General features: G+C 71.2%; 29 protein-coding genes and 1 riboswitch. Of the genes, 16 read left to right on the top strand and 13 right to left on the bottom strand.

The features are described 5' to 3' along the window. Positions 1–27: 27 nt before the first annotated feature. Positions 28–207, bottom strand: a complete 180-nt coding sequence (locus ACHBTE_RS19165; protein WP_394725146.1) for a hypothetical protein — start codon at positions 205–207, stop codon at positions 28–30. Between the two features lie 290 nt (positions 208–497). Between ACHBTE_RS19165 and ACHBTE_RS19160 the strand changes: the two genes are divergently transcribed. Next, positions 498–2,546: a HelD family protein gene (locus ACHBTE_RS19160; protein WP_394725145.1), complete on the top strand. Its 2,049-nt coding sequence runs from the start codon at positions 498–500 to the stop codon at positions 2,544–2,546. Positions 2,547–2,718: 172 nt separating this feature from the next. Here the strand turns inward: ACHBTE_RS19160 and ACHBTE_RS19155 are convergent, their stop codons facing one another. Continuing rightward, on the bottom strand, positions 2,719–3,426 hold the full coding sequence (locus ACHBTE_RS19155; protein WP_394725144.1) for a copper homeostasis protein CutC: 708 nt from the start codon (positions 3,424–3,426) through the stop codon (positions 2,719–2,721). 126 nt (positions 3,427–3,552) lie between these two features. Next, positions 3,553–4,227 carry a maleylpyruvate isomerase family mycothiol-dependent enzyme gene (locus ACHBTE_RS19150; protein ID WP_394725143.1) on the bottom strand — a complete coding sequence of 225 codons (675 nt, stop codon included), beginning with the start codon at positions 4,225–4,227 and terminating at the stop codon, positions 3,553–3,555. A 69-nt stretch (positions 4,228–4,296) separates the two neighbouring features. Between ACHBTE_RS19150 and ACHBTE_RS19145 the strand changes: the two genes are divergently transcribed. The 4 genes from ACHBTE_RS19145 (at position 4,297) to ACHBTE_RS19130 (ending at position 7,228) form a co-directional block, all read left to right on the top strand. Next, a complete protein-coding gene (locus ACHBTE_RS19145) occupies positions 4,297–5,010 on the top strand; it encodes an HD domain-containing protein (RefSeq protein ID WP_394725142.1) in 714 nt (237 codons plus the stop codon). A gap of 27 nt (positions 5,011–5,037) precedes the next feature. Continuing rightward, positions 5,038–6,159, top strand: a complete 1,122-nt coding sequence (locus tag ACHBTE_RS19140) for a GNAT family N-acetyltransferase (protein ID WP_394725141.1) — start codon at positions 5,038–5,040, stop codon at positions 6,157–6,159. A gap of 57 nt (positions 6,160–6,216) precedes the next feature. Next, on the top strand, positions 6,217–6,648 hold the full coding sequence (locus ACHBTE_RS19135) for a PPOX class F420-dependent oxidoreductase (protein ID WP_394725140.1): 432 nt from the start codon (positions 6,217–6,219) through the stop codon (positions 6,646–6,648). Positions 6,649–6,754: 106 nt separating this feature from the next. Then, on the top strand, positions 6,755–7,228 hold the full coding sequence (locus ACHBTE_RS19130) for a carboxymuconolactone decarboxylase family protein (protein ID WP_394725139.1): 474 nt from the start codon (positions 6,755–6,757) through the stop codon (positions 7,226–7,228). A gap of 65 nt (positions 7,229–7,293) precedes the next feature. Here ACHBTE_RS19130 and ACHBTE_RS19125 read toward each other — a convergent pair whose 3' ends face one another. Both ACHBTE_RS19125 and ACHBTE_RS19120 read right to left on the bottom strand, forming a co-directional pair. Beyond that, positions 7,294–7,566 carry a DUF4031 domain-containing protein gene (locus ACHBTE_RS19125; protein WP_394725138.1) on the bottom strand — a complete coding sequence of 91 codons (273 nt, stop codon included), beginning with the start codon at positions 7,564–7,566 and terminating at the stop codon, positions 7,294–7,296. Next, positions 7,563–7,931, bottom strand: a complete 369-nt coding sequence (locus ACHBTE_RS19120) for a hypothetical protein (RefSeq protein WP_394725137.1) — start codon at positions 7,929–7,931, stop codon at positions 7,563–7,565. Before ACHBTE_RS19120 ends, ACHBTE_RS19125 begins: the two co-directional genes overlap by 4 nt. 55 nt (positions 7,932–7,986) lie before the next feature. Between ACHBTE_RS19120 and ACHBTE_RS19115 the strand changes: the two genes are divergently transcribed. The 4 genes from ACHBTE_RS19115 to ACHBTE_RS19100 all read left to right on the top strand — a co-directional run bounded on the left by ACHBTE_RS19115 (position 7,987) and on the right by ACHBTE_RS19100 (position 11,453). Further along, complete coding sequence (locus ACHBTE_RS19115) at positions 7,987–8,895, top strand: MurR/RpiR family transcriptional regulator (RefSeq protein ID WP_394725136.1); 909 nt, start codon at positions 7,987–7,989, stop codon at positions 8,893–8,895. A 52-nt stretch (positions 8,896–8,947) separates the two neighbouring features. After that, positions 8,948–9,883: an N-acetylmuramic acid 6-phosphate etherase gene (gene murQ, locus ACHBTE_RS19110; protein ID WP_394725135.1), complete on the top strand. Its 936-nt coding sequence runs from the start codon at positions 8,948–8,950 to the stop codon at positions 9,881–9,883. A gap of 141 nt (positions 9,884–10,024) precedes the next feature. Continuing rightward, a complete protein-coding gene (locus tag ACHBTE_RS19105) occupies positions 10,025–10,909 on the top strand; it encodes an aldo/keto reductase (RefSeq protein ID WP_394725134.1) in 885 nt (294 codons plus the stop codon). Between the two features lie 10 nt (positions 10,910–10,919). After that, positions 10,920–11,453, top strand: coding sequence for a DinB family protein (locus tag ACHBTE_RS19100; protein ID WP_394725133.1), 534 nt, complete (start codon positions 10,920–10,922; stop codon positions 11,451–11,453). Positions 11,454–11,492: 39 nt separating this feature from the next. On the opposite strand, the gene ACHBTE_RS19095 is transcribed toward ACHBTE_RS19100, so the two are convergent. Beyond that, positions 11,493–11,882 (bottom strand): hypothetical protein, encoded by a 390-nt coding sequence (locus ACHBTE_RS19095; protein ID WP_394725132.1) that lies wholly within the window; start codon positions 11,880–11,882, stop codon positions 11,493–11,495. A gap of 116 nt (positions 11,883–11,998) precedes the next feature. Here ACHBTE_RS19095 and ACHBTE_RS19090 point away from each other — a divergent pair, with 116 nt between their 5' ends. From ACHBTE_RS19090 to ACHBTE_RS19070, 5 genes are all read left to right on the top strand, one after another. Beyond that, positions 11,999–12,838 carry a Scr1 family TA system antitoxin-like transcriptional regulator gene (locus tag ACHBTE_RS19090; protein ID WP_394725131.1) on the top strand — a complete coding sequence of 280 codons (840 nt, stop codon included), beginning with the start codon at positions 11,999–12,001 and terminating at the stop codon, positions 12,836–12,838. Then, positions 12,822–13,082: a DUF397 domain-containing protein gene (locus ACHBTE_RS19085; protein WP_394725130.1), complete on the top strand. Its 261-nt coding sequence runs from the start codon at positions 12,822–12,824 to the stop codon at positions 13,080–13,082. The genes ACHBTE_RS19090 and ACHBTE_RS19085 overlap by 17 nt, the downstream gene beginning before the upstream one ends. 220 nt (positions 13,083–13,302) lie before the next feature. Continuing rightward, the gene (locus ACHBTE_RS19080) at positions 13,303–14,181 is read left to right on the top strand and encodes a hypothetical protein (protein ID WP_394725129.1); all 879 of its coding nucleotides are present in this window, start codon (positions 13,303–13,305) and stop codon (positions 14,179–14,181) included. A gap of 59 nt (positions 14,182–14,240) precedes the next feature. Further along, positions 14,241–14,921, top strand: a complete 681-nt coding sequence (locus ACHBTE_RS19075; protein ID WP_394725128.1) for a Uma2 family endonuclease — start codon at positions 14,241–14,243, stop codon at positions 14,919–14,921. A gap of 5 nt (positions 14,922–14,926) precedes the next feature. Further along, positions 14,927–15,496: a hypothetical protein gene (locus ACHBTE_RS19070; protein WP_394725127.1), complete on the top strand. Its 570-nt coding sequence runs from the start codon at positions 14,927–14,929 to the stop codon at positions 15,494–15,496. Positions 15,497–15,537: 41 nt separating this feature from the next. Here the strand turns inward: ACHBTE_RS19070 and ACHBTE_RS19065 are convergent, their stop codons facing one another. The 5 genes from ACHBTE_RS19065 to thrC form a co-directional block, all read right to left on the bottom strand. Continuing rightward, positions 15,538–16,665, bottom strand: coding sequence for an NADH:flavin oxidoreductase (locus ACHBTE_RS19065; protein ID WP_394725126.1), 1,128 nt, complete (start codon positions 16,663–16,665; stop codon positions 15,538–15,540). A gap of 454 nt (positions 16,666–17,119) precedes the next feature. Further along, positions 17,120–18,742: a chaperonin GroEL gene (gene groL, locus ACHBTE_RS19060; RefSeq protein ID WP_394725125.1), complete on the bottom strand. Its 1,623-nt coding sequence runs from the start codon at positions 18,740–18,742 to the stop codon at positions 17,120–17,122. 372 nt (positions 18,743–19,114) lie between these two features. Continuing rightward, the gene (locus ACHBTE_RS19055; RefSeq protein WP_003986833.1) at positions 19,115–19,318 is read right to left on the bottom strand and encodes a cold-shock protein; all 204 of its coding nucleotides are present in this window, start codon (positions 19,316–19,318) and stop codon (positions 19,115–19,117) included. A gap of 475 nt (positions 19,319–19,793) precedes the next feature. Then, positions 19,794–20,069, bottom strand: a complete 276-nt coding sequence (locus ACHBTE_RS19050; protein ID WP_394725124.1) for a MoaD/ThiS family protein — start codon at positions 20,067–20,069, stop codon at positions 19,794–19,796. After that, on the bottom strand, positions 20,066–21,352 hold the full coding sequence (thrC, locus tag ACHBTE_RS19045; protein ID WP_394725123.1) for a threonine synthase: 1,287 nt from the start codon (positions 21,350–21,352) through the stop codon (positions 20,066–20,068). Before thrC ends, ACHBTE_RS19050 begins: the two co-directional genes overlap by 4 nt. An 18-nt stretch (positions 21,353–21,370) precedes the next feature. Then, positions 21,371–21,526: riboswitch (SAM riboswitch) on the bottom strand. 131 nt (positions 21,527–21,657) lie between these two features. Between thrC and ACHBTE_RS19040 the strand changes: the two genes are divergently transcribed. Beyond that, a complete protein-coding gene (locus tag ACHBTE_RS19040; RefSeq protein ID WP_394725122.1) occupies positions 21,658–22,602 on the top strand; it encodes a glucosyl-3-phosphoglycerate synthase in 945 nt (314 codons plus the stop codon). A gap of 110 nt (positions 22,603–22,712) precedes the next feature. Then, positions 22,713–24,146: a trehalose-6-phosphate synthase gene (locus ACHBTE_RS19035; protein ID WP_394725121.1), complete on the top strand. Its 1,434-nt coding sequence runs from the start codon at positions 22,713–22,715 to the stop codon at positions 24,144–24,146. Positions 24,147–24,857: 711 nt separating this feature from the next. On the opposite strand, the gene otsB is transcribed toward ACHBTE_RS19035, so the two are convergent. Together otsB and ACHBTE_RS19025 are read right to left on the bottom strand one after the other, a co-directional pair. Beyond that, a complete protein-coding gene (otsB, locus tag ACHBTE_RS19030; RefSeq protein WP_394725120.1) occupies positions 24,858–25,703 on the bottom strand; it encodes a trehalose-phosphatase in 846 nt (281 codons plus the stop codon). A 40-nt stretch (positions 25,704–25,743) separates the two neighbouring features. Further along, the gene (locus tag ACHBTE_RS19025) at positions 25,744–26,031 is read right to left on the bottom strand and encodes a DUF3263 domain-containing protein (protein ID WP_394725119.1); all 288 of its coding nucleotides are present in this window, start codon (positions 26,029–26,031) and stop codon (positions 25,744–25,746) included. Positions 26,032–26,053 lie beyond the last annotated feature (22 nt).

Genomic DNA, 26,053 nt, shown 5'->3' with positions numbered 1-26,053 from the left:
TGTGGCGGGACGGCTGTCCCTGGGCGGTCACTTGCGGCGGACGCCCGCTTCCTCGCCGTACTCACCGAGGATGATCACGTCGAAGGCGGCGCCCACGAACACCTTGATGGCACGCAGGGCTTCGCCGAGACGATGACGGTGGCTCCCCTCGAGCGCGGTCGCGCCGTGGGGGCCCACGGGGGCTGGGTGAATGGTTGCTGCGCTCATGTCTCCATGATGGATTCGCGGACATAAAGACCGCATCGGCCTGCGGGCCGAAGCCGCGCACCGTCCGCGTACGCCTCTGGACGGACGGTGTCCCCCCGGGGAGGAGGGCGGGCTCCCATGCCGTCCCCTAGGGGACACGCTCAGGGGACGCGATATTCGTTGGCGCCCGCCTCGCCCGTTCACCTAAAATCTCCGCTCTTGCCCGCCTCCCCCGCGGAGTGCCGCCGTCCGGACGGAAACCGGTCGGCTCTCTCACCCACCTACCTGTAGGTCCCTCCGGAGGCACCCCCGTGTCCACGCCCGTCGACGACGCCCTCGACCCGCTCTCCCGAGAGCGCTCCCATCTCGCCGAGTCCCGCGCGGCCCTGCGTGCCATGCGCGAGGACGTCGAGTCCCTCGACATCAGCGACGTCACCGCGAACTGGGTCAACGCCGAAGTGCTGTCCCGCCAGATCGACGAGCGCATCAAGGCACTGGCCGACCTCAGCGACACACCGCTGTTCTTCGGCCGGCTCGACTATCTGCACTCCCCCGGCGCCGAGGCGGCGGAGGGTGCGCAGGGGGAGCGCTTCTACATCGGGCGCCGGCATGTGCACGACGCCGAGGGCGACCCGATGGTGATCGACTGGCGGGCCCCGGTGTCACAGCCCTTCTACCGGGCCTCCAAGAACGACCCGTTGGACATCGCGCTGCGCCGGCGCTTCGGCTACACGGGCGGCGACCTGACGGCGTACGAGGACGAGCACCTCTCCGATCCGGCGGAGACCGCGAAGACCAGCAAGCTGCTCCAGCAGGAGATCGAGCGTCCGCGCGTCGGCCCGATGCGGGACATCGTGGCGACGATCCAGCCGGAGCAGGACGAGATCGTACGGTCCGGGCTGTCCGGCACGGTGTGTGTGCAGGGCGGTCCGGGCACCGGGAAGACGGCCGTCGGCCTGCACCGGGTCGCGTATCTGCTCTACGCCCACCGCGAGCGGCTCGCCCGGACCGGCACGCTCGTCATCGGGCCGAACCGGTCCTTCCTGCACTACATCGAGCAAGTGCTGCCCGCGCTCGGCGAGTTGGCGGTCCGCCAGGCCACGGTGGACGACCTGGTCGCGCATGTCCAGGTGCGCGGTACGGACGAGGCGGCAGCCGCGGTGATCAAGGGCGACGCGAGGATGGCTGAAGTCCTGCGGCGGGCCGTCTACGCGCAGGTGGCGATGCCGACCGAGCCGGTCGTCGTCGTGCGCGGATCGCGACGCTGGCGGGTGGCGGCGTACGAGATCGAGGAGATCGTCCGTGAGCTGCTCGCCCGCGACATCCGCTACGGCGCCGCGCGGGAGGCCCTTCCGCAGCGGATCGCGCATGCGGTGCTGGTGCAGATGGAGCGGTCGGGTGAGGCGCCGGACGACCGGGTGCAGGACGCGGTGGCCCGCAACAGCGCGGTGAAGGCGGCCGTCAAGGCGATCTGGCCGCCGGTGGAGCCGTCGAAGCTCGTGCTGCGGCTGCTGGCGGACGCGGACTTTCTCGCCGCGCACGCGGAGGGGCTGCTGAGCGAGGACGAGCAGAAGACGATCCTGTGGGCGAAGCCTGCGCGGTCGGTGAAGTCGGCCAAGTGGTCGGCGGCGGACGCGGTACTGATCGACGAGGCGGCCGACATCGTGTCCCGGACGCCGTCACTGGGGCATGTCGTCCTCGACGAGGCGCAGGATCTCTCGCCCATGCAGTACCGGGCGGTGGGGCGGCGCTGTACGACCGGTTCGGCGACGGTCCTCGGGGATCTGGCGCAAGGCACGACGCCCTGGGCGACGCGGAGTTGGGACGAGGCGCTGGCTCATCTCGGCAAGTCGGAGGGCGTGATCGAGGAGCTGACGGCCGGTTTCCGGGTGCCGACGGACGTGATCGCGTACGCGTCCCGCCTTCTGCCGCACATCGCGCCGGGGCTGACGCCGGTGGCGTCGATCCGTGAGAACCCGGGGTTCTTCGAGGTGCGTGCGGTGCCGGGCACGTCGGAAGTGGTCGCCGCGTGCGAGGAGTTGCTGCGCAACGAGGGGTCGATCGGTCTGATCGCGGCGGATGCGCGCGTTGCGGCTCTGGCGGAGGCTCTGGCGGAGGCGGGGATCACATGCCTGGCCCCCGGCGAGGAGACGACCCGGGAGAACCGGCTGACCCTGGTGCCGGCGTCGCTGGCGAAGGGTCTGGAGTACGACTACGTGGTACTGGACGAGCCGGGGGCGGTGGTGTCCGGGGAGCCGGATGAGCGGACGGGGTTGCGGCGGTTGTACGTGGCGCTGACGCGGGCGGTGTCGGGGTTGATCGTCACGCATGTGGGGGCGTTGCCGGGGCAGTTGGGTTGACGGCGGCTTCTCTGCGAGGCGAGGGCGGTTGCTTCCGGGGTGGTTCGGGGGGGTCTCGCCGAGGCGGGGTGCGGGGTCCTGCCGGGGCGGTGAAGGGGGTTCTCGCCGAGGCCTGGTGCGGGTGGTCTGTGGCGGGTCGCGCAGTTCCCCGCGCCCCCAAGGGTGTTGCAGGCTAAGCGGTCTCCTGGGGTACGCCGTCCAGGGCTGCGCGCCACTTGGCCACCGCCGGGGTGGAGACCGGGGCGGTCCAGCCGGACGGGCGGGCCGCGCCGCCGATGTGGAAGGCGTCGATCCCGGCCGTCAGCAGCCGGGGGACGTGCTCGAGGCGCAGCCCTCCGCCCACCAGGATCTGCTGCTCGTACCCCGGTTCCCCGCCCCGTGCCGCCTCCGCGAGCAGGGTGGGAAGTCCGTCGTCCACTCCCGTCGCCGAGCCCGCGGTGAGGTAGGTGTCCAGTCCGGGCATCCCGTCCAGCTGTTTACGCAGCGCGTCCCGGTCGGCGGCCCGGTCGAGCGCCCGGTGGAAGGTCCACCGGCACCCGTCGAGCGCACCGACCACCCGCTCCACGGCCCGCAGGTCCACCCCGCCGTCCGCTTCGAGGAACCCGAACACGAACTCCTGCGCCCCGGCCTCCCGCATCTCGCGAGCCACCCCCGCCAGCCGGTCGAGGTCCCCCGCGGCGAACCCGTCCGCCAGCCGCAGCATCACGCGCAGGTCGATGTCGACGGCGGCCCGGATCCGGGCGACGGTGTCGACCGGCGGGGTGAGCCCGTCGGCCGCAATGTCGGTGACCAGTTCGAGCCGGTCCGCACCCCCGGCCTGGGCGGCGACCGCGTCCTCGACGCCGAGGGCGATCACCTCCAGGACTGCACGCTTGCTCATGGGACCCCATTCCTCGGCATTCGACGGCGACGACAGACTTACAGGTCTAGTCCAATCACAGGGTAAGGGGTCGGGCCGCCGCGGCGGAGGAGGGCCGCGCAGTTGGCGCGATCACACCGTTCACCGTCACCCGAAGATGTTCAGCTCCCCCGCCCGCGCCCCGGCCAGCTCGTAGGAGGCCCCGTCGGCCCGGCGGCCCCCGTACAGCCGTACGAGCGTGGCGGCGTCCCCGATGTACCGCGCCGGCGGCCGTGGCGCGGTCGGGTCGCCCAGGCGCAGGGGCTCGTCGACGTCGTCCAGGTCGGCGTGGAGCGGGAGGTGCCGGCGGTCCCGGGTGAGCCGGGCGAGCAGCGCGAGCGCGTCCGGCAGACCGGCCCCGGCGTACGCCCCCGGCGCCCCGAGGACCTCGCGTACGTCCCCCGCGTGCACCCACTCGCCCAGAGCGATGCCGTCCAGCGCCCCGTCCGCCTCGGCGATCACCGGCCCCGCCTCGGTCATCCCGCGCTCCAGTTCGTCGACGATCCGCGCGTTGGTCCAGTCGGCGCGCTCGGCGATGTCCCGGTCGTTGGACTCGGGCGTGAAGACGCCCTCCTCGAAACGGTTCTCCACCACCCGCAGCAACGCGGCCGAGCAGTGCGCCAGCACATCCCGCACCGACCACCCCGGACACGCGACCGTCGGCAGCGCGAAGTCGGCGTCCGCCCTCCCCCGCAACAGCGGAACCAGCGCATCCCGCTCCACGACCAGCAGCCGCCCCGGCAGCTCGGGATCCCGTACGTCGTGCACGTCAGCAGTTGTCATGGCGTCCACGCTAGGGGGTGTCCGGCCGTCACGGGGGAGGACGGCGGACGCACGCGCCACAATGACGCCATGGCCGATCCCCGCACCCTCGACGCCCTGCGCACCCGGTTCGTCCGAGCCCTGAGCGCGGCTCGCTCCTCCGCCGCCGCCCCCGAGCCCGCCGCCGCCCCCGACCCCGCCACCGCGCCCGAGCCCGACACCGACCCCGGATTCGACCCCGCCTCGTACGCCGACAACCTCCTGGCCCGCTGGCAGGAGCCGCAGCGTCACTACCACACGCTCACCCACCTCACCGCGGTCCTGGACCGCATCGACGAGCTCGCCGACCACGCGGACGATCCCGACGTCGTACGCCTCGCCGCCTGGTTCCACGACGCCGTGTACCTGCCCGACCGCTCCGAGAACGAGGAGCGCTCCGCCCGCCTCGCCGAACGCGCCCTGCCCGAAGCGGGCGTCTCCGCGGAACGGACGGCCGAGGTGGCCCGGCTCGTCCGTCTCACCACCACCCACGCCCCGGCCCCGGACGACCGCGACGGACAGGTCCTGTGCGACGCCGACCTGGCGATCCTCGCCGCACCGCCGTCCGTGTACGCCGCCTACACGGCCGCCGTGCGCGAGGAGTACCACTTCGTACCCAACGACGCCTTCCGTGAGGGCCGCGCGGCGATCCTGCGGCAACTCCTGGACCTGCCGAGCCTGTTCAGCACGCCGTACGGCCGGGAGAAGTGGGAGGCCACCGCCCGCTACAACCTCTCCTCCGAGCTGGAAATGCTGTCGCTGTGACCAGCCCGCCGCCGTAACCTGCACGGCATGCGAGACATGAGCGGGGAACGTGTGGAAGAGGCCGTCGCGAGCTGCGTCGCACTGCTGCGGACGGTCGCGGACCGGGACTGGACAGCCGTGAAGGCCGGGCAACTGGACTGGGACTGCCACGCCACCGCGTTCCACATCGCCGAGGACCTCATCGCGTACGCCGCCAACCTGGCCGGACGGGCGCAGGACGACTACGTCCCCTTCGAGATCACCCTCGACGAGGGCACCGACAACGAGGGTCTGCTCCAGGTCATCGCGACCACCGGCGCCCTGTTCACCGCTGCCATCCGCACCACCCCCCGCGAGGTCCGCGCCTTCCACCCGTACCCCTTCCGCAGCGCGAACCGCGAGGGCTTCGCCGCGATGGGGGTCGCGGAGGTCCTGCTGCACACGCACGACATCGCCGAGGGTCTCGGCCTGACGTACGAACCGCCCGCCGAACTGCCCAAGTTCGTGCTCACGACGATCTTCCCGCACGTACAGCGCGAGCCCGACGACCACTGGGCCACCCTGCTGTGGGCCACCGGCCGCGGTGAGCTGCCCGGCCGGGCGCCGGTCACCGAGTGGCGCTGGCGCAACAACCTGGTCCTGCCCGCCGGCCGCCTCACCCTCCAGGGCGTCACACCCGCAGCCGCCGCCGATCTGAGCGCGGGCGGCGACGGCGGGTTCACCTGGGTCGACGGCGGGCCCTTCGAGGGGACGCGGGAAGCCGCCGGGATGATGCTGAGCGCTTACGAGATGGGTGTGCACCAACCCGAGTTCGGCCTGTTCGTCATGGTGCGCGAGGAGGACGGCCGTGCGGTCGGCGGCATCGGCTTCCACGGCTCCCCCGACGAGGACGGCCGGGCGGAGGTCGGTTACGACCTGGTGGAGGCTGCCCGTGGACGCGGCTACGCGAGCGAGGCGCTGAGCGCGCTGTCGGAGTGGGCCCTGGCCAGGGACGACGTACGCCTGCTGTGCGCCACCGTGGAGGCCGGCAACCTCCCCTCGCAGAGGGTCGCCGAGCGCGCCGGGTTCGTCCGGGCGACGGCCGAGGAGGAGCGGTCCCTGCGCGAGGGACGGGACGAGGACGGCACGCTGTGGCTCTACCTCCGCGAGGGGCGGCAGCAGGCGGCCTAACCTGGGCGGAGCCGCACCGGGCAGGTCAGCCGGGCCGCGCCGTCGGAGGGAGCCGCCATGTCGTTCAGCGACGAGGAGATCGCCTACCTGCGTTCGAATCCGTTCGCCCAGTTCGCCAGCCTCTGTGCGGACGAGCAGCCCGATGTGGTGCCGGTGGCCCTGGAGTTCGACGGCACCCACTTCTGGGTGGGCGGCCCCGGTGCCGAGGTCCTGCGCACCCGCAAGTTCCGCAACATCGAGCACGGCCGCCGCAAGGTGGCCTTCGTCGTGGACGACCTCGTCTCCATGGAGCCGTTCGTCGCCCGCGGCCTCCGGGTGTACGGCGTCGCGGACGGACCCGTGGAGCGGGTCGGCATGGTGGGCGCCGGTCCCTATCTGCGCATCACGCCGACGCTCTCCTGGAGCTGGAACCTCTCGGACCCTCCCCGACCGGTCGGCGACACTTGGTACGCCACGCGCCGCACCGAACACCGCACACCGGACAGGTGAGTGGCCCACGTCACATCCGCCCGTGTCACATCCCGCCGAGCCGTTCCGTCATAGCTGTGCAACCCACATGGCTGCGCAACACACGACAACGGCAGAGGAGTTCGCCATGGGCGCCCGTCTGAACGTCTTCGAGATCCCGACCGCCGGCAAGGTCATCAAGCACATCGTCTCGGCCAGCAAGGTGGTGCACGATTCAACGTTGCCCCTCACCACCCAGCACCTGGTGACGCTGCGGGCGAGTCAGATCAACGGCTGCGGCTTCTGCACCGACATGCACAGCAAGGACGCCGTCGCCGGAGGCGAGGACTGGCTGCGCCTCAACCTGGTCGCGGCCTGGCGGGAGGCCACCTGCTTCACCGAGGCCGAGCGCGCCGCCCTCGAACTGACCGAGGAGGGCACCCGTATCGCCGACGGCGCCGGCGGGGTCCCGGACGAGGTCTGGCAGAACGCCGCCAAGCACTACGACGAGGAGCAGCTCGCGGCCCTGGTCTTCCTGATCGGCCTCATCAACGCCTTCAACCGGATGAACGTCATCATCCAGCAGCCGGCGGGCGACTACCAGCCGGGGCAGTTCGCGTAACGCGTGACGTGGGGCGGACCGGGCGGCGAGCGGCAGACGGGACTTCACCACAGGCCCCCCGGGCCCTAGCCCGCCGCCCGCCGCCCCTTCGGCCTGCGCAACCCCGCCCCCTGCAGCAGCCGCACCACCTCACGGCTGCTGACCTCCACGGCCCCCGACCGCACCGCGTCGGCGTACCGGTGCGAGGGGAGGTCGTAGTGGTCCCGCTCGAAGGCCCGTCTCGGTACGCCCAATCGGTCGGCGAAGGCGTGCAGTTCGTCGTACGAGGCGTCGCTCACCAGGTGCGACCACATCCGCCCGTGTCCGGGCCAGGTCGGCGGGTCGATGTAGATCGTCACGGCGTCACGCGTCCCAGGGAGCCGACGGCCGCGACCTTCACCCCCGCCTTGTGGCACACCCAGTACGGGTCGGGGCCGAGTTCCGGCTCGACGTCCAGCGCGTGTGGATCACCGCCCCCGCACACCGGGCACAGCGGCCAGCGGCCCTGCCGGTCCAGCAGCGCGTCCTGTACGTCCTGGGCGACGAGCCCGGCCACGAACGCCACGCCTTCCGGCCACTGCTCCACCCACCAGCGTCGCTGTGCGACCGACTCCTCGACCAGCGACACGACGTCCGCCTCGGCGACCCCGCCCGCGACCAGATCGGCGAGCACGAGCGCGCGGGCCGTGTGCAGCGCCTGCTCCAGCGGACTGATGGGTTCCATGCATCCATTGTGCGCACTCTTGACCACGGGACCGGGATGAAAATACCTTTCAGAGGTGACCCGTGAAGTGAAGGAAACTTTCGGCGCCGGCGCTCCCCCCGCACCCGCCGCCCTCGCGGCCAAGGTGCGCACGCTCGCCCCGTCGATGACCCGCTCCATGCAGCGCGTCGCCGAAGCGGTCGCCGGCGATCCGGCTGGCTGCTCGGCCCTCACGGTCACCGGCCTCGCCGAACTCACCGGCACCAGCGAGGCCACCGTCGTCCGCACCGCCCGCCTCCTCGGCTACCCCGGCTACCGCGATCTGCGCCTCGCCCTGGCCGGCCTCGCCGCCCAGCAGCAGTCGGGCCGGTCGCCCGCCATAACGACCGACATCGCGGTGGACGACCCCATCGCCGACGTGGTGGCCAAGCTCGCCTACGACGAGCAGCAGACCCTCGCGGACACCGCCGCCGGACTCGACACCGCCCAGCTGGGGGCGGCCGTCTCAGCCGCCGCCACCGCCCGCCGCATCGATGTGTACGGCGTCGGCGCGAGCGGCCTGGTCGCGCAGGACCTCGCCCAGAAACTGCTGCGGATAGGGCTGATAGCCCACGCCCACAGCGATCCGCATCTCGCCGTGACGAACGCGGTGCAGTTGCGGGCGGGTGACGTGGCGATCGCCATCACGCACTCCGGGTCGACGGGGGACGTCATCGAGCCGCTGCGGGCGGCGTTCGAGCACGGGGCCACGACGGTCGCCATCACCGGCCGCCCGGACGGGCCGGTCACCCAGTACGCCGATCACATTCTCACGACCTCGACGGCCCGGGAGAGCGAGCTGCGGCCGGCGGCGATGTCGTCGCGGACCAGCCAGTTGCTGGTGGTGGACTGTCTGTTCGTAGGGGTCGCCCAGCGCACCTACGACCAGGCGGCGCCCGCCCTGGCCGCGTCCTACGAGGCCCTGGCACACCGGCATCGCCGCTGAGCGCCCCTTACGTACGTCAGCTGCACCGAAGTCGAAAAGAGCCGCCCCCGTCATGACCTCTCCCTCCGATCCCCGTGATCTGCGCGCCGAGTTGGACACCCTGACCACCGAGGCGTTCCGTCCCGAGCTCGCCGAGATCGACCGGCTCCCCACCCTGGAGATCGCCCGGCTCATGAACGGCGAGGACGCCGCCGTACCGGCCGCCGTGGCGGCGTGCCTGCCCCGGATCGCAGCGGCCGTCGACGCGATCGCGGAGCGAATGGCACGGGGCGGCCGGCTCGTCTACGCGGGCGCGGGCACGGCGGGCCGCCTGGGCGTCCTGGACGCCTCCGAGTGCCCGCCCACCTTCAACACCGACCCCACCCAGGTCGTCGGCCTCATCGCGGGCGGCCCGGACGCGATGGTCACCTCGGTCGAGGGCGCCGAGGACTCCACGGACCTGGCCCGCGCCGACCTCGACGCCCTCGCGCTCACCCCCGCCGACACGGTGGTCGGCATCTCCGCCTCCGGGCGCACCCCGTACGCGATCGGCGCGGTCGAACACGCCCGCGCGCGGGGCGCGTTGACCATCGGCCTGTCCTGCAACCCTGGCAGCGCCCTCGCGGCTGCCGCCGAGCACGGCCTGGAGATCGTCGTCGGCCCGGAACTGCTGACCGGCTCGACCCGCCTGAAGGCCGGGACCGCCCAGAAGCTCGTCCTGAACATGCTCTCGACGATCACGATGATCCGCCTCGGCAAGACCTACGGAAACCTGATGGTCGACGTCCGCGCCTCCAACGACAAGCTCCGCGCCCGCTCCCGCCGCATCGTCGCCCTGGCCACGGACGCGGACGACACCGACATCGAACGGGCCCTGACGGAAGCGGGCGGCGAGGTGAAGACGGCGATCCTGATCCTCCTGGCCAAGGTGGACGCCCCCACGGCGAACGAACTGCTGACCGCGGCGAACGGTCATCTGCGGGCGGCGATGGGTGAGGGCGGGTCCTGACCTGGGGTGTGGCGGGGGGCAGGACCTGGGCCGTGGCGGGGGGCAGGGCCTGGAGTGTGGCGGGGCGGCAGGGCATGGGCCTCGGCTCCGGCTGCCCGACAAACCCCGGCCGGACCCCAACTCCCCTGCTAGCGTGCGCACATGGCCCATACGACGGTACCGACCACCTTCCGCATCGGCGGCGATCTCGAAGTTCGGCGGCTCGGATTCGGCGCCATGCATCTGCGGCCGGAGACGGGTGAGGCCCGTGCGGGCTGTCTCGCGGTGGCCCGGCGCGCGGTCGAGCTGGGTGTCACTCTGATCGACACGGCCCATCTCTACGGCTGGGGAGCGAACGAGGACCTCCTTGCCGAAGCCCTCCACCCGTACGCCGACGGGCTCGTGATCGCCACGAAGGTCGGCTTCCTCAGCACCACTTCCGGCGAGGGCTGGCGGCACGCGGGCGCGCCCGCCGATCTGCGCGCCCAGGTCGACGAGGCCCTGCGCCGCCTGCGCCTGGACCGCATCGAACTGCTCCAACTCCATCGCCTCGACCCGGGCGTCCCGCTCCCCGAACAGCTCGGTGCCCTGCGCGACCTGCGCGACGAGGGCAAGGTGGGCCGGATCGGCCTGTCCGAGGTGACGGCCGCCGAACTCGCCGAGGCACGCGAGATCGTGGACATCGCAAGCGTCCAGAACCGCTACAACCTCCTCGACCGCGAGCACGAACCCGTGCTCAAGGCATGCGAGGCGGCGGGCATCGCCTTCCTGCCGTGGCGGCCGGTCGCCGCCGGGCAGTCGGGGGCGCAGGCCGAAATCGCCGCGGTGGCGCAGGAAGTGGACGCCACCCCGACGCAGGTCGTCCTCGCCTGGCTCCTCGCCCACTCCCCGGTGATCGTCCCCATCCCGGGCACGAGCAGCATCGCGCACCTGGAGGAGAACATCGGCGCCGCCGCCGTACGGCTCACCCAGGACCAGTACGACCGCCTGACGCGAAAGTCCGCTCAATTCGACAAGCGGACAGAACCTGACCTAAAGGGTTCCTAATGTGGGTCCCATGACCGAGACCACGAACAACACCGTCACCGACGAGCGCGCCGACCTCCTGCAGACACTGGCCAAGCACCGGCACTTCCTGCGCTTCACCACCCGCGACCTCACCGACGAGCAGGCGGGACAGCGGACCACGGCCAGCGAGCTGTGCCTCGGCGGCCTGATCAAGCACGTCACGTCGACGGAACGGGGCTGGGCGAACTTCATCGAGCAGGGCACGTCGGCGATGCCCGACTTCGACTCGGTGACCGAGGCCGATTACGCCCGCCGGGCGGACGACTTCCGCATGCTGCCCGGCGAGACGCTGGAAGACGTGCTGGCGGCGTACGAGGAAGTGGCCAACCGCACCGACGAGCTGGTGGCCAAGCTGCCCGACCTCAACGCCTCACACCCGCTCCCCAAAGCCCCGTGGTTCGAGCCCGACGCCCAGTGGTCGGCCCGCAGGGTGCTGCTGCACATCATCGCCGAGACGGCGCAGCACGCCGGCCACGCGGACATCATCCGGGAGTCGCTCGACGGCCAGAAGAGCATGGGCTGACCGGAACGGGTACGTGTACGTGGTCGCACCGCGGCTGGTTCAGGGCATCCGACCCTCCCGGTTGACGCTCTGCACCTGCGCCCGCAACACCTCCGCCCGCGGTGCGGCCTCCAGGGCCTCCATGGGACAGTCCCACTCCCGCCCGCCCCCGACGGGCCGCAACTGCACCCTGCCGCCCACGTGCCCCCTGACCTCGCCGATACGACCGTCCCGCGCGTCCACGGCATGACTGCCGACGACCGGCCGCTCCCCACGCACCACGGAGGCGAGCTTCTCGGCGACACGGACATTGCAGCGCCCGAGATCGACCAGCGGGAACGGCTCGTCACCGGCGCCGGTCACCGGATCCACGCACAGAGACGGCAGCACGACCCCGGCGCCCACCAGGGCCTCCCTCAGGGACACCACGACTTCTTCGGTCGACCGCACACTTACCTCCATGTCCACGCTGAGTTTGCGATTCGCAACACAGCGTGTCGGTTGCGTGCCTAACCTGGCCATACGGGGCGTCCCAACAACCACGTCTGGTGGACCGGGAGTTGCACATGCCAGGACCGAAGGACCTCGACCCGTCGTCATCGCCGCGCGCGCTGCTGGGCGCGGAGCTGCGACACGCACGCGAGAAGGCGGGGCTGAGCCAGGAGCAGCTGGGCCAACGGCTGTTCGCGAGCGGCTCGTTCGTCGGGCAACTGGAGGCCGGGACGCGGCGGATACAGCCGGAACACGCACGGGTGTTGGACGAGGCGCTGGAGACGGGGGATTTCTTCCAGCGGAACTGCAGGGCTTCGGCCAAGTCCCGCTATCCGGATCACTTCGCGGAGGCGGCGGAGGCGGAAGCGGGGGCCGTGGCGATCCGTCAGTACGCGCCCATGCTTGTCCCGGGGCTGCTCCAGACGCCTGCGTACGCACGGGCTGTAACACGCGCGTACGGCCCTACGGCACCGGAGGAGATCATCCACGAGCGGGTGGAAGCCCGGATGGCGCGGACCCGTCTACTCGACGATCCAACAAAGCCGTTGTTGTGGGCAGTGCTTGACGAGGCGGCGCTGCGCAGAGTGACTGGCGGCCGAGCGGTGATGGCGGAAGCCCTGCGTCACGTTGCGGACCTGGTCCGAGGGGGCCGGGTCATCATGCAGGTGCTGCCGTTCAGCGCGGGAGAGCACACGGCGATGGAGGGCTCCCTGAAACTGATGGACTTCGAGGACGCCCCTCCGCTTGGCTATTTCGAGGGGGTCGGCTCCGGGCGGCTGGAAGACGACCCGGCCACCGTCGCCCGACTCAGGTTCACTTTCGAACTCCTCACGGCCTCCGCTCTCTCGCCGCAGAAGTCTCTAGCCTTGATCGAGGCGTTGGCGCAGGATTACGCCCATGAGGAACTTGCCTGACTACGACCTGAGCACCGCCACCTGGTACAAGTCCAGCCACAGCGGCGGCAGCGGCGGCGACTGCCTGGAGGTCGCCCGCTGGCGCAAGTCGACATACAGCGGCGGGGATGGCGGCAACTGCCTCGAAGTAGCCGACGGCCACCCCGCCCTCGTCCCCGTCCGCGACTCCAAGAACCCGCACGGCCCGAAGCTCGTGTTCCGAGCCTCCGCCTGGGCGGCGTTCGTCGACGCGGTCAGGAACTGATCCGCCCCCAAAGCTCAAGCGGCCAGCCCCGAGCGCTCTTTTCAAGGAATGGTTGGAGGGCCTCAACCCGCCCTCCCACCCCGCGAGTTGACGCGACGCGTCCGGTTTGCCACGCACGGTGACGATCGTCTAGCGTGCCCGCATAACGAACAGCCCCCGCCAGGCGCTACCAACACCTGCGGGGGCTTGACCTACGAGATCGAAGAGGAAGTTCGATCCCATGGCTGAAGCCAAGCTTAGTGCTCCCTCCCTGCCCGCGCACGCCTCCCCGCACCCGATGGCCAACCCGGGCTACGGAAAGCGCAGCGCCCCCGACCAACACCCCCGCACGAACCACGACTTCGCCGCCCTCCCACCCCGCGAAGCCGCCATCGCCGCGTACATCGACCGCCTCCCCGACGGCGCCGACATCTCCGTAAAGACGCTGGCCAAGCAGTTGCCGTACGGACAGTGCGCCCTCCGTACCGCCCTCAACAACCTCCAGCGGGCAGGCCACTTGCGTCGAGGCCGCGAGCGGATCACCGGGGAGGGCAGCTCGCGATGGATCACCCGATCGTGGTTCACCCGTACCGCGCGCGACGACGACTGGTGGGCAGCGTTCACCCGGGGTGACGTACCGCAGGAGCCCCCGGACCACAGCCCCCGCCCGACCCGCTCCCGCGCGCACATCCTGCTCGCCGCACTGGGCCGTGAGGCCCCGGCCCTGTCCCTCTCGGAGGCCGACTGCGCGGCGCTCGCCCCGCTGGTCACGGACTGGTACGCCCGGGGCGCCACCGACGCGGACGTGCGTCGCGCCCTGACCGCCGGCCTCCCCACCCCGGTCCACCACCCGGCGGCACTCCTCCGCCGCCGCCTGACCGACAAGCTCCCACCCGAACCCACACCGGCCCCACCGCCTCCCCGCCGCATCCTGGAGTGCGCGAAGTGCGGAGTACCCGGCCGCCCGGAGGCCCTGCCGGGCGGCATCTGCGGCGCGTGCCGGGGTGAACGCGCCTCCGGCCACGACAACGCACCCCTGCACGCCTCCGCAATCCACGCCTATGCGGCAGAGATCCGTGCCGGAATGTCCCTACGACGACACGAGAGGGCACCCGCATGACTGCACCCACGGTCCGACGCCACCACCGCGGGGCACGATGGAGGGAAGGAGGCGACGCCATGACCCCAGATACCGCTGACCGCCCGCAGATGTCCGTCGAGGAATTCGAGGAACTGGTCCACAGGGCTCCCAGGGAACTGCGGAACCGCCTGGAGTTCCTCGGCGGAAGGCTCTGCGTCCGGCACGGCCCGCTCGACGTCGACGAGTTCGAGGAGCTGGCCGCAGCGGCTCCCGAAACGGTGCGGCTTGAGTACATCAACGGAAAAGTAGAGGTCAAGGCAGTGCCGGACGGCAAGCACACGTCGATCTTCATGTGGCTGCTGCGGCAATGCATGCAGCAGCGTCCGGACCTGGACCTCGCGCCCGAGCGAGGGGTCAAGGCAGAGGCCTACCGCAAGGGCCGCGCGCGCACGGACGGCTTCCTGGCCCCGGTGGACCACTTCGCGAACGACGGCGAGTGGTCCCCGGCCGACGGCGCCCTCATGGCCGTAGAGATCACCTCCCACGACCGCGACACCGACCAGCGCGACCGCATCGACAAGCCCGTCGGCTACGCGGAAGCCGAGATCCCCGTCTATCTCCTCATCGACCGCGACAACCACACCGTCACCGTCTTCAGCGAGCCCAAGGACGGCCGCTACCAGCAGTCCCCGTCCTACCCTTGGGGAGCCACCGTGGAGATCCCCTCCCCCGTGAACATCACCCTGAGCACAGAGAAGCTCAAGGACTACGCAGACTGATACTCATGAACCACGCCCAGCTGACCGCCCTGGGCCGAGCCCTCCGCCTCCTCGGCGAGCACGGCGAGGCCCTCACCGCCGACACCCCGGACGCCAGGCTCCACGAGGTCAGGGCCGATCTCCGGCGCGCCCTGGAGCTGCTGGACGAGAGCGTCACCGGCGCCGCTCCCACCACCCGCTGCCTCGAGCACCCGAACGGCCCGGTCGACGAGAACGCCCAGGACCTCTGCCTGCTCTGCGAAACCCGCCGCCGGGCCGCCCGCCGCGCCGAGTACAACGGTGGTCCCGCGGCACCGCGCCCGGCCGAGACCGCCCCCTCCCGCTACGGCGTCCGGGGCGACCGCCCGCAGCCCCAGCAGCGCTGGCTGCCGGAGCTGTGGAACGGGCAGGAGTGGCAGCTGTGCGGCACCCCGCGCCGCGACCGCCGCGAGGCGGAGCTCTATCTCGCCGCCCAGCGCCGGGGCCCCCGCCCCGCCATGGCCTACCGGCTCGTGCACGAGTTCACGGACTACGAGGCGCTCCGCGTGTGGGGGACGCCGGTGCGGGTCGACATCGAGCCGATGGGCAACCTGTAGGCGCACGGTCCGGCCGGGTCGCCGCCCGGCGTCCGCCCAGGTCAGCTCAGCGTCTTGAGCGCGGCCGCGTCGTACGGCTTCAGCTCGTCCAGACGGTCACCGAGGACCTTGGCCGCCCACTCCGGGTCCTGGAGCAGGGCGCGGCCGACGGCCACCATGTCGAACTCGTCGCGCTCCAGGCGGTCGAGCAGGTCGTCGATGCCCTTGAGCGCGGAGCCCTCGCCGATGAAGGCACGGATGAAGTCGCCGTCCAGGCCGACCGAGCCGACGGTGATCACCGGCTTGCCGGTCAGCTTCTTCGTCCAGCCGGCCAGGTTGAGGTCGGAGCCGTCGAACTCCGGGATCCAGTAGCGGCGGGTGGAGGCGTGGAAGGCGTCGACGCCGGCCGCGGCGAGCGGGGCGAGGACCGCCTCCAGCTCCTCGGGGGTCTCGGCGAGGCGGGCGTCGTAGGCCTCCTGCTTCCACTGCGAGTAGCGGAAGATGACGGGGAAGGACGCGGAGACCTTCTCCCGTACGGCGGCCACGATCTCCGCCGCGAACTTCGTGCGGGCGACCGGGTCACCGCCGTAGGCGTCGGTGCGCCGGTTGGTGCCCGCCCACAGGAACTGGTCGACCAGGTAGCCGTGGGCGCCGTGGATCTCCACGCCGTCGAAGCCGATGCGCTCGGCGTCGGCCGCGGCCTCGGCGAAGGCGCCGATCACGTCGTCCAGGTCGCTCTGCGTCATGGCCCGGCCGGTGGCCTCCGTGGCGCCGATGCGCAGACCGGAGGGGCCGACGGCGGGGGCGTCGGCGTAGGGCGGCTGGCCCTGCTCGCGCACCATGCCGATGTGCCACAGCTGCGGCACGATGGTCCCGCCCGCGGCATGCACCTCCTCGGCGACCTTCGCCCACCCCGCGAGCTGGTCCTCGCCGTGGAAGCGCGGGACCCGGTCGCTCTGCCCGGCCGACTCATGACCGACGTACGTCCCCTCGGTCACGATCAGACCGACGCCGGCGGCGGCACGACGGGAGTAGTACGACACCACGTCCGCACCGGGCACGCCGCCCGGCGAGAACATGCGCGTCATCGGCGCCATCGCGATGCGGTTCGGGACGGTCAGACCGTTGATCACGGTCGGCCGGGACAGAATCTGGGCCGCCCGGGAGGCGGTGGGCTCGACGACGGTCACGGGGGCTCCTTGGGGAACGGGGATCTCTTAACCGCTGGGTATGTGCGCACGCATTGTTGCACCTCCTGAAACAACCGCGTGCACGGGTGCCCGCATTCCCCGCCCCACCGCCCCGGCACGTGATCCGGACCACCCCGCCGGCACGTGCACCGGCCGGCCTCCCGGCCCGCGGCCCCGTCCTGGCTCGATCTCTGTGCAGCGGCGAGGGCCGCGCACTTCGCGAGGCCGCCTCGGCGCTGCCCGGCGACGCGGTGCTCACCGCCGTCGACCTCGTCGGCCCACTCGTCCCCCGCCCGGCGCCGCCCACCCTGGAGGAGATCGTGGCCTCCGTGTCCACCTGGACACCGACCCGGACCTACGACCAAAACGCCCGAGGGCGGCACCCCCTGTCGGAACAGGGAGTGCCGCCCTCGGCAAGGACGTTGACGGACCGGGGTCGAGACCCCGAGGCCGATCAGAAGTCCATGTCACCGCCCGGCATACCGCCACCGGCGGGCGCGGCGGCCTTCTCCGGCTTGTCGGCGATGACGGCCTCGGTGGTGAGGAACAGCGCGGCGATGGACGCGGCGTTCTGCAGCGCGGAACGCGTGACCTTCGCCGGGTCGATGATGCCCTCGGCGACCAGGTCGACGTACTCACCGGTCGCGGCGTTCAGGCCGTGACCCGGGGTGAGGTTGCGGACCTTCTCCACCACGACGCCGCCCTCGAGACCGGCGTTGACGGCGATCTGCTTCAGCGGGGCCTCCAGGGCGAGCTTGACGGCGGCAGCGCCGGTCGCCTCGTCACCCTCCAGCTCCAGCTTCTCGAAGACACCGGAAGCCTGGAGCAGGGCCACGCCACCACCGGCGACGATGCCCTCCTCGACGGCCGCCTTGGCGTTGCGCACGGCGTCCTCGATGCGGTGCTTGCGCTCCTTGAGCTCCACCTCGGTGGCGGCACCGGCCTTGATGACCGCGACACCACCGGCGAGCTTGGCCAGGCGCTCCTGGAGCTTCTCGCGGTCGTAGTCGGAGTCGCTGTTCTCGATCTCGGCGCGGATCTGGTTGACCCGGCCGCCGACCTGCTCCGAGGAGCCGGCACCGTCGACGATGGTGGTCTCGTCCTTGGTGATGACGACCTTGCGGGCCTTGCCCAGCAGGTCGAGCGTGGCGTTCTCCAGCTTGAGGCCGACCTCCTCGGAGATGACCTCGCCGCCCGTGAGGATGGCGATGTCGCCGAGCATGGCCTTGCGGCGGTCACCGAAGCCCGGGGCCTTGACGGCGACGGACTTGAAGGTGCCACGGATCTTGTTGACGACCAGGGTCGACAGGGCCTCGCCCTCGACGTCCTCGGCGATGATCAGCAGCGGCTTGCCCGACTGCATGACCTTCTCCAGGAGCGGAAGCAGGTCCTTGACCGAGGAGATCTTGGAGTTGGCGATCAGGATGTACGGGTCGTCGAGGACGGCCTCCATACGCTCCATGTCGGTGGCGAAGTACGCCGAGATGTAGCCCTTGTCGAAGCGCATACCCTCGGTGAGCTCCAGCTCCAGACCGAAGGTCTGGGACTCCTCGACGGTGATGACGCCTTCCTTGCCGACCTTGTCCATGGCCTCGGCGATGAGCTCGCCGATCTGGGTGTCGGCGGCGGAGATGGAGGCCGTGGAGGCGATCTGCTCCTTGGTCTCGACGTCCTTCGCCTGCTCGAGCAGGGCGGCGGAGACGGCCTCGACGGCCTTCTCGATACCGCGCTTGAGGGCCATCGGGTTGGCGCCGGCGGCTACGTTGCGCAGGCCCTCCTTGACCAGGGCCTGGGCGAGCACGGTCGCGGTGGTCGTACCGTCACCGGCGACGTCGTCCGTCTTCTTGGCGACTTCCTTGACCAGCTCGGCGCCGATCTTCTCGTACGGGTCCTCGAGCTCGATCTCCTTGGCGATGGACACACCATCGTTGGTGATCGTGGGGGCGCCCCACTTCTTCTCGAGGACGACGTTGCGGCCCTTGGGGCCGAGCGTCACCTTCACGGCGTCCGCGAGCTGGTTCATGCCGCGCTCGAGGCCGCGCCGCGCCTCCTCGTCGAACGCGATGATCTTGGCCATGTGAAGTGGTCCCTCCAGGACTGGGGGTGATTCCTTCGGACCGCGCCCGCGCCCGCGACGGACGGCTCGCCGGCCATTGGGTTCCTTGCCCCACTTGGCCTGCGGGCCTCACCGACCCGGTCCTTCTTTGTCACTCTCACCTTCAGAGTGCTAACGCCAATGATTAGCACTCGCCCCCTGTGAGTGCAAGCGGCTCTCGGGTATCGGGCGGGGCGCTCAGCCAGGCGCGAACAGGGTCGCAGCGGGTCCCGGACGAGACGCGGCCGGGCAGCGGGCAGGCCCGAGCAGGGCCGGGGCATGACGAAGGGCCCGCACCCCTCGAGGTGCGGGCCCTTCGAAGAAGAACGTCGCTGCAGTCAGTCGGCGCGTGCTTCAGCCGGCCACGCGGACCATGTCCGCCTGCGGCCCCTTCTGGCCCTGCGAGATCTCGAACTCGACCCGCTGACCTTCTTCCAGGGTGCGGTAGCCGTCCATCTGGATCGCGCTGTAGTGGACGAAAACATCCGCACCACCGTCGACCGCGATGAAGCCGTACCCCTTCTCCGCGTTGAACCACTTGACGGTGCCCTGAGCCATGCCTAACTCCCCTATTACTGGCCCTTGCACAGATCCACACTTCGCGGATCCGGGTCAGACCTCGCCCCCCAATCGGTCGGGGGCGTGCGCCGGAACGCGTCGACCGCGGCTGAATGTATCTGCCCAACTGCCGTCTGCAACAGGTCAATCGGACGAGAAATCCGGGCACGACCGGTCGGGAATGTGGGGAAAATTCCGCTGACTTCAGGTCAAGTCGGGCCAGGCAAACGGAACAAAAGCCGCATAAAACCCGCACACTTTGGCTACTTCTTGTCGGGCGGGCGGCAGAAATCAAGGGCCGCCAACCCGTGGATCGGCGGCGAGTTCCCCAACTGTACCTCGCTCAACCACACAGAATTGCCCCCTCCGCTTCTCTCACGGAGGGGGCAATTCGATGAACTCTCGGTAATTGGCGTTACCGACGGTAATGATCGGTCATTCGGTCAGGCTCCGGTCGACCCCGGGCCGACCCGGTTCAGCCGCCGGCGACGGCCGGGATGATGGAAACGCCGGCGCCGTCCGGGGTCGCGGTCTGAAGCCCCTGCTCGAAGCGCACATCGTCGTCGTTGACGTACACATTCACGAAGCGCCGCAGCTTGCCCTGGTCGTCGAGGACCCGGGCGGCGATGCCGGTGTGGTTCTTCTCCAGATCGGCGATGACCTCGCCGAGGTCGGCGCCCTCGGCGGTCACTTCGGCCTGACCGCCGGTGTAGGTGCGCAGGATGGTGGGGATGCGGACGGTCACGCTCATGCGAGGCCAGCCTCTCGGAAGGAGTCCAGGTTCGGGCGGATGGTGGCGGTGAGGCCGGTACCGGCCACCGCGTCGAGGGTCTTCAGGCCGTCGCCGGTGTTCAGTACGACGGTCGTCAGGTTCGGGTCGAGCAGCCCGTTCTCGATCAGCTTCCTGGTCACGCCGACGGTGACACCGCCGGCGGTCTCCGCGAAGATGCCCTCGGTCCGGGCGAGGACCTTGATCGCGTCGACGACCTGCTCATCGGTGACGTCCTCCACCGCACCACCGGTACGGCGGGCGATGTCCAGGACATAGGGGCCGTCCGCCGGGTTGCCGATCGCCAGCGACTTGGCGATGGTGTTCGGCTTCTGCGGGCGGACCACGTCGTGTCCGGCCTTGAACGCCGTCGACACCGGCGAGCAGCCCTCGGCCTGCGCACCGAAGATCTTGTACGGCTTGTCCTCGACCAGCCCGAGCTTGATCAGCTCCTGCAGACCCTTGTCGATCTTCGTGAGCTGGGAGCCGGAGGCGATCGGCACGACCAGCTGGTCCGGGAGCCGCCAGCCGAGCTGCTCGCAGATCTCGTACGCCAGGGTCTTGGAGCCCTCGGCGTAGTACGGCCGCAGGTTGACGTTGACGAAGCCCCAGCCCTCGCCGGCCGGGTCGCCGATCAGCTCGGAGCAGAATCGGTTCACGTCGTCGTAGTTGCCCTCGATGCCGACGAGCTCGCCGCCGTAGACCGCGGCCATGACGACCTTGCCCTGCTCCAGGTCGTGCGGGATGAACACGCAGGACCGGAAGCCGGCGCGGGCGGCGGCGGCGCCCACCGCGCCGGCGAGGTTGCCGGTGGAGGAGCAGGAGAGGGTGGTGAAGCCGAAGGCGCGGGCGGCCTCCAGGGCCTGGGCCACGACCCGGTCCTTGAAGGAGTGCGTGGGGTTGCCGGAGTCGTCCTTGACGAACAGCTTTCCGGCGGCGACGCCGAGCTCGGCCGCGAGGTTGTCGGCCTGGACGAGCTTGGTCCAGCCCGGGTTGATGTTCGGCTTGGTCGCCACGTCCGCGGGGACGGGCAGCAACGGCGCATAGCGCCAGATGTTCGCGGGGCCCGCTTCGATCCGCCCGCGGAGCTCCTCGGTGTCGTAGGCCGAGAAGTCGTAGGCGATCTCCAGCGGGCCGAAACACTCCTCGCACGCGAAGACCGGTCCGAGGGGTACCCGGTGACCGCACTCGCGGCAGGACAGCGCCGCGGCGGGGCCGAGGTCTACGGTGGATCCGGTGGTGCTTGCAACAGTCTGCACAGCCATGTGAGGCGAGGCCCTTTCTCCTCATCTTCCTCACGACGCACTTCGCCGTGAGACGGATTTGGCACCTTCCCTAGCCGGGAGCCTCGCGAAGTGGTCGCCAGTGACCTACGAGTACCGACTGGAGGGTTGCCGGGGCTTCATCGGGCCGTTTCCCTCTGCCCCTCTGGATGAGCTGTATGCGGTTGTCGTCCGCGGCGACCCTGGACATGCGATGGTCATCCGCGTTGTTCAAGACTGTAACCGACGGCCAGGACAGTTGAGATAGTCGTCCGAACCGCGAGACAACAGTGAGGAGCCGAGCGACCGTGCTGGAAGAAGTCGAACGCTGGCTGAGCACCCGCTCCTGGTCCGTGACCGATCGCCCGCTGCACCGGATACTCGCCGCGAAGCAGCGTTCGGGCCAGTCGGTGTCCGTCGTGCTGCCGGCGCTCGACGAGGAGGAGACCGTCGGCGAGATCGTCGAGGTCATCCGCCACGACCTGGTGCGGCAGGTCCCGCTGGTCGACGAGATCGTCGTCGTCGACTCCGGGTCCACCGACCGCACCTCCGAGGTGGCCGCGGCGGCCGGCGCGACCGTGGTGCACCGCGACGAGATTTTGCCGCGGATCCCGGCCGTGCCCGGCAAGGGCGAGGTGCTCTGGCGCTCCCTGCTCGTCACCCGTGGGGATGTCGTCTGTTTCATCGACGCCGACCTGAAAGAGTTCTCCTCGGACTTCGTCTCCGGCATCGTCGGCCCGCTGCTCACCGACCCGGGCGTGGACCTGGTCAAGGCGATGTACGACCGTCCGCTCGGGACCGCCGCCGGACAGGGCGGCCGGGTCACCGAGCTGATGGCGCGCCCGCTGCTGAACATGCACTGGCCGCAGCTGGCCGGTTTCGTGCAGCCGCTGGGCGGCGAGTACGCGGCCCGCCGGTCGCTGCTGGAGCAGCTGCCGTTCCCCGTCGGGTACGGCGTCGAGCTGGGCATGCTGGTCGACGCCCTGCATCTGGTGGGCCTGGACGCTCTGGCCCAGGTGGACGTGGGGGTACGCAAGCACCGCCACCAGGACGGGCAGGCGCTGGGCCGGATGTCCGCGGCGATCTACCGCACGGCCCAGCTCCGGCTGGCCCGCGGGCATCTCGTACGGCCCTGTCTGACCCAGTTCGAGCGGGGCGAGGACGGGTTCGAGCCGCGCACGTACTCCGTGGACACCGAGGAGCGCCCGCCGATGGTGGAGATCGCCGAGTACGCGGCGCGCCGGGTCGCCTAGGAGATCATGCGGGGCCGGTCGCGTAAACGTCTGATACCGGCCGTATACGGACCGACCACTGAGCGGATCCGCACGTTTGAGCGTTTCCGGGCCGGGCTAGGTTGAGGCGTATGGCTTCCACGCAGGGTGCGCAGGGCGCTGCCAAGGTGCTGGTCGCGTCGAACCGCGGCCCGGTCTCGTACACGGTGGGCACGGACGGTTCGCTGAACGCCAGACGCGGCGGCGGCGGGCTGGTCTCGGGACTCTCCGCGATCGGCTCGGACGCGGACGCGCTGTGGGTGTGCTCGGCGCTGTCCGACGGTGACCGGGAGGCGGTGCGGCGCGGGGTCGGCGAGGCCGGGGTGCGGATGCTGGACATCCCGGCCGGCGTACACGCCGACGCGTACAACGGCATCGCGAACTCGGTGCTGTGGTTCGTGCACCACATGCTGTACCAGACGCCGCTGGAGCCGGTCTTCGACGCGGAGTTCAGGCGGCAGTGGGCCTCGTACGAGACCTACAACCGCGCCTTCGCCGAGGCACTGGCCGAGGAGGCGGCGCCGGGCGCGGCGGTGGTCGTGCAGGACTACCACCTGACGCTGGTGCCGGGGCTGCTCCGTGAGCTGCGCCCGGACCTGCGTATCGGCCACTTCTCGCACACGCCGTGGGCGCCACCGGAGTACTTCCGGATGCTCCCCGACGACATCGCCGGCCAGGTGCTGCGCGGGATGCTCGGCGCGGACCGGCTCGGGTTCCTCACCCGGCGGTGGGCGGACGCCTTCGAGGCGTGCTGTGCCGAGTTCGCCGGGGGGCTCGGGGGCACCCGGGTCGGGGTGCACGGGCTGGGCGCGGACGCGGACTTCCTGCGCGCCCGCTCGCACGAGTCCGACGTCGCCGAGCGAATGGCGGCGCTGAAGGAGGAGATCGGAACCGCCCCGGACGGCACGGCCCGCCGCACGATCGTGCGGGTCGACCGCACCGAGCTGTCCAAGAACATCGTGCGGGGGCTGCTGGCGTACCGGCAGCTGCTCGACGACCGCCCCGAGTGGCGTGAGCGGGTGGTGCACGTGGCCTTCGCCTACCCCTCGCGGCAGGACCTGGCGGTGTACCGCGACTACACGGCCGAGGTGCAGCGACTCGCACAGGAGATCAACTCCGGGTACGGAACGCCGGGTTGGACCCCGGTCGTGCTGCACGTCAAGGACGACTTCGCCCGGTCGCTGGCCGCGTACCGGCTGGCGGACGTGGCCCTGGTCAACCCGATCCGGGACGGCATGAACCTGGTCGCCAAGGAGGTGCCGGTCGTCTCCGACGAGGGATGCGCGCTGGTGCTGTCGCGGGAGGCCGGAGCCTTCGCGGAACTGGGTGAGGACGCGATCGCCGTGAACCCGTACGACGTGACGGGCACGGCCCGCGCCCTGCACGAGGCGCTCTCCATGTCCCCGGCGGAACGCGCGGAACGCTCCAAACGCCTCACGTCAGCGGCAACGGCCCTCCCCCCGACGCAGTGGTTCCTGGACCAGCTGCACGCACTGGAGGCGGAGGCCCCTGACCGGCCCGCCTGACGGGCGATCCGCCGAAACGGCCGTACGGGGGGCGCGCCCCGCACGACACGCTGACCCCGAGACCGGCGGAACAGGCGAAACGCCCCGACCGCCTCGCGTCAGCCGGGACAGCCCTCCCCCGGCCCAGTGCCCCTGGACCAACTGCGCGCGCAGGAGGGGCGGAGGGCCCTGACCAGCCCGCCTGACCGGCGCTCCGCCGCAACAGCCGTACCGGCACACGCCCCGCACGACACGCTGACCCCGGGACCCTCGGAACAGACGGAACACCCCGACGGTTTCGGCGTCACCCGGGACAGCCCTCCCCCGGCCCAGTGGCGCCTGGACCAACTGCGCGCGCAGGAGGGGCGGAGGGCCCTGACCAGCCCGCCTGACCGGCGCTCCGCCACAACAGCCGCACGGGCTCGCGCCCCGCCGACGCGCCGACCCCGGGACCGGCGGAACAGGCGAAACGCCCCGACCGCCTCGCGTCACCCGGGACAGCCCTCCCCCGGCCCAGTGCCCCTGGACCAACTGCGCGCGCAGGAGGGGCGGAGGGCCCTGACCAGCCCGCCTGACCGGCGCTCCGCCACAACAGCCGCACGGGCTCGCGCCCCGCCGACGCGCCGACCCCGGGACCGGCGGAACAGGCGAAACGCCCCGACCGCCGCGCGTCAGCCGGGACAGCCCTCCCCCGGCCCAGTGGCTGCACGCGCTGGAGGGGGACGGAGGTGGTCAGCCCGCCTGATCGGCGATCTGTTGCAGCAGGCGTACGACTCCGTCCGGGCCGTCGACGACGAGGTCCGCTCGCTTCGACAGTTCGGTGACCTCCTCGCTGCCGCTGCACACCAGCAGGCCCGGGGTGCCGGCGGAGCGCAGGTCCTCCACGGCGGCGTAGGCCGGGAGGTCGCCGAGGTCGTCGCCAGCGTAGAGGACGGACTCGGCGCCGAGTTCGCGGACGTACTCGCTCAGCGCCACGCCCTTGTCCATGCCGGGCGGGCGTAGCTCCAGGACCATCCGCCCCGGTTCGACGACGAGGCCGTTGCCGGTGGCGAGGTCGTGCAGGGGCGCCCGCAGTGCCTCGAAGGCGCCCTGGGGATCGGCCGCGCGGCGGGTGTGCACGGCAAGGGCGTGCCCCTTGTCCTCGATCCGGACGCCGGAACCCGCGCCCTCGCGCTCCAGCACGCCCGGCAACTGGGCCCGGACCGCCGCGACACCGGGGTGCGGGTCAGGTGCGGTGACCTCTCCGCTCACCGCGTCCCAGCGCTCGGCGCCGTAGTGCCCCAGCACGACGAGGTGCTCCAGCCCCGCGGCCCCCGCGAAGCCGCCGTACCGCACGGCCACCTCGGCCGGGCGTCCGGTGATCACCGCGACGGCGGCCACCTTCGGCGCGAGCGCGGCCAGCGCCGGCACGGCGTCGGGGTGGGCGCGGGCCTGCTCCGGGTCCGCCACGATGGCCGCGAGCGTCCCGTCGAAGTCCAACGCCACCAGCGCCCGCTCGGGCCGCGCGAGAACGGCCTCCAGCCCCTCCCGCCCACGCGGAGTCACGGGTACCGGCAGAGATTCCTTGTGACTGCCCATACGCCGAACCTATCCAGGCGGGCCCGGGTGTACGCCTGCCTCACCGCTCCGCGCGCCGCGCCTCCCGCACCCGCCGCAAGCGGTTCACCGTGACCGGGTCATGGGCCAGGGCCCGTGGGTCGTCCAGCAGGGCGTTCAGGAGCTGGTAGTAGCGGACGGGAGCCAGGCCCAGTTCCTCCCGTATCGCCCGCTCCTTCGCGCCGGGGCCCGCGAAGCCCCGCCGCTCCAGCGCGAGGACGTCCCGTTCGCGCTCGGCGAGGCCGGGGCCGGGACCGACCCCCTCCCGGCCCCGATCCGGGTCCTGCTCCTGCTCCCGCTCCTCGTTCATGTCTCGCACGGTAGCCGCAGCC

This window comes from Streptomyces sp. M41, assembly GCF_043673425.1.
GTDB lineage: Bacteria > Actinomycetota > Actinomycetes > Streptomycetales > Streptomycetaceae > Streptomyces.
Note: the sequence above shows the minus strand (reverse complement) of the source record. Positions and strands in the feature narration are given on the sequence as shown.

What these genes read in the sequence shown, in the direction of transcription:
- ACHBTE_RS19150 (WP_394725143.1), bottom strand. Translation starts at nt 4,227, where the DNA reads ATGACAACTGCTGACGTGCACGACGTACGGGATCCCGAGCTGCCGGGG.
- ACHBTE_RS19165 (WP_394725146.1), bottom strand. Translation starts at nt 207, where the DNA reads ATGAGCGCAGCAACCATTCACCCAGCCCCCGTGGGCCCCCACGGCGCG.
- ACHBTE_RS19140 (WP_394725141.1), top strand. Translation starts at nt 5,038, where the DNA reads ATGCGAGACATGAGCGGGGAACGTGTGGAAGAGGCCGTCGCGAGCTGC.
- ACHBTE_RS19135 (WP_394725140.1), top strand. Translation starts at nt 6,217, where the DNA reads ATGTCGTTCAGCGACGAGGAGATCGCCTACCTGCGTTCGAATCCGTTC.
- ACHBTE_RS19035 (WP_394725121.1), top strand. Translation starts at nt 22,713, where the DNA reads ATGGCTTCCACGCAGGGTGCGCAGGGCGCTGCCAAGGTGCTGGTCGCG.
- ACHBTE_RS19025 (WP_394725119.1), bottom strand. Translation starts at nt 26,031, where the DNA reads ATGAACGAGGAGCGGGAGCAGGAGCAGGACCCGGATCGGGGCCGGGAG.
- ACHBTE_RS19055 (WP_003986833.1), bottom strand. Translation starts at nt 19,318, where the DNA reads ATGGCTCAGGGCACCGTCAAGTGGTTCAACGCGGAGAAGGGGTACGGC.
- ACHBTE_RS19075 (WP_394725128.1), top strand. Translation starts at nt 14,241, where the DNA reads ATGACCCCAGATACCGCTGACCGCCCGCAGATGTCCGTCGAGGAATTC.
- ACHBTE_RS19120 (WP_394725137.1), bottom strand. Translation starts at nt 7,931, where the DNA reads ATGGAACCCATCAGTCCGCTGGAGCAGGCGCTGCACACGGCCCGCGCG.
- ACHBTE_RS19085 (WP_394725130.1), top strand. Translation starts at nt 12,822, where the DNA reads ATGAGGAACTTGCCTGACTACGACCTGAGCACCGCCACCTGGTACAAG.
- ACHBTE_RS19145 (WP_394725142.1), top strand. Translation starts at nt 4,297, where the DNA reads ATGGCCGATCCCCGCACCCTCGACGCCCTGCGCACCCGGTTCGTCCGA.
- otsB (WP_394725120.1), bottom strand. Translation starts at nt 25,703, where the DNA reads ATGGGCAGTCACAAGGAATCTCTGCCGGTACCCGTGACTCCGCGTGGG.
- murQ (WP_394725135.1), top strand. Translation starts at nt 8,948, where the DNA reads ATGACCTCTCCCTCCGATCCCCGTGATCTGCGCGCCGAGTTGGACACC.
- groL (WP_394725125.1), bottom strand. Translation starts at nt 18,742, where the DNA reads ATGGCCAAGATCATCGCGTTCGACGAGGAGGCGCGGCGCGGCCTCGAG.
- ACHBTE_RS19080 (WP_394725129.1), top strand. Translation starts at nt 13,303, where the DNA reads ATGGCTGAAGCCAAGCTTAGTGCTCCCTCCCTGCCCGCGCACGCCTCC.
- ACHBTE_RS19090 (WP_394725131.1), top strand. Translation starts at nt 11,999, where the DNA reads ATGCCAGGACCGAAGGACCTCGACCCGTCGTCATCGCCGCGCGCGCTG.
- ACHBTE_RS19050 (WP_394725124.1), bottom strand. Translation starts at nt 20,069, where the DNA reads ATGAGCGTGACCGTCCGCATCCCCACCATCCTGCGCACCTACACCGGC.
- ACHBTE_RS19070 (WP_394725127.1), top strand. Translation starts at nt 14,927, where the DNA reads ATGAACCACGCCCAGCTGACCGCCCTGGGCCGAGCCCTCCGCCTCCTC.
- ACHBTE_RS19155 (WP_394725144.1), bottom strand. Translation starts at nt 3,426, where the DNA reads ATGAGCAAGCGTGCAGTCCTGGAGGTGATCGCCCTCGGCGTCGAGGAC.
- ACHBTE_RS19105 (WP_394725134.1), top strand. Translation starts at nt 10,025, where the DNA reads ATGGCCCATACGACGGTACCGACCACCTTCCGCATCGGCGGCGATCTC.
- ACHBTE_RS19100 (WP_394725133.1), top strand. Translation starts at nt 10,920, where the DNA reads ATGACCGAGACCACGAACAACACCGTCACCGACGAGCGCGCCGACCTC.
- thrC (WP_394725123.1), bottom strand. Translation starts at nt 21,352, where the DNA reads ATGGCTGTGCAGACTGTTGCAAGCACCACCGGATCCACCGTAGACCTC.
- ACHBTE_RS19130 (WP_394725139.1), top strand. Translation starts at nt 6,755, where the DNA reads ATGGGCGCCCGTCTGAACGTCTTCGAGATCCCGACCGCCGGCAAGGTC.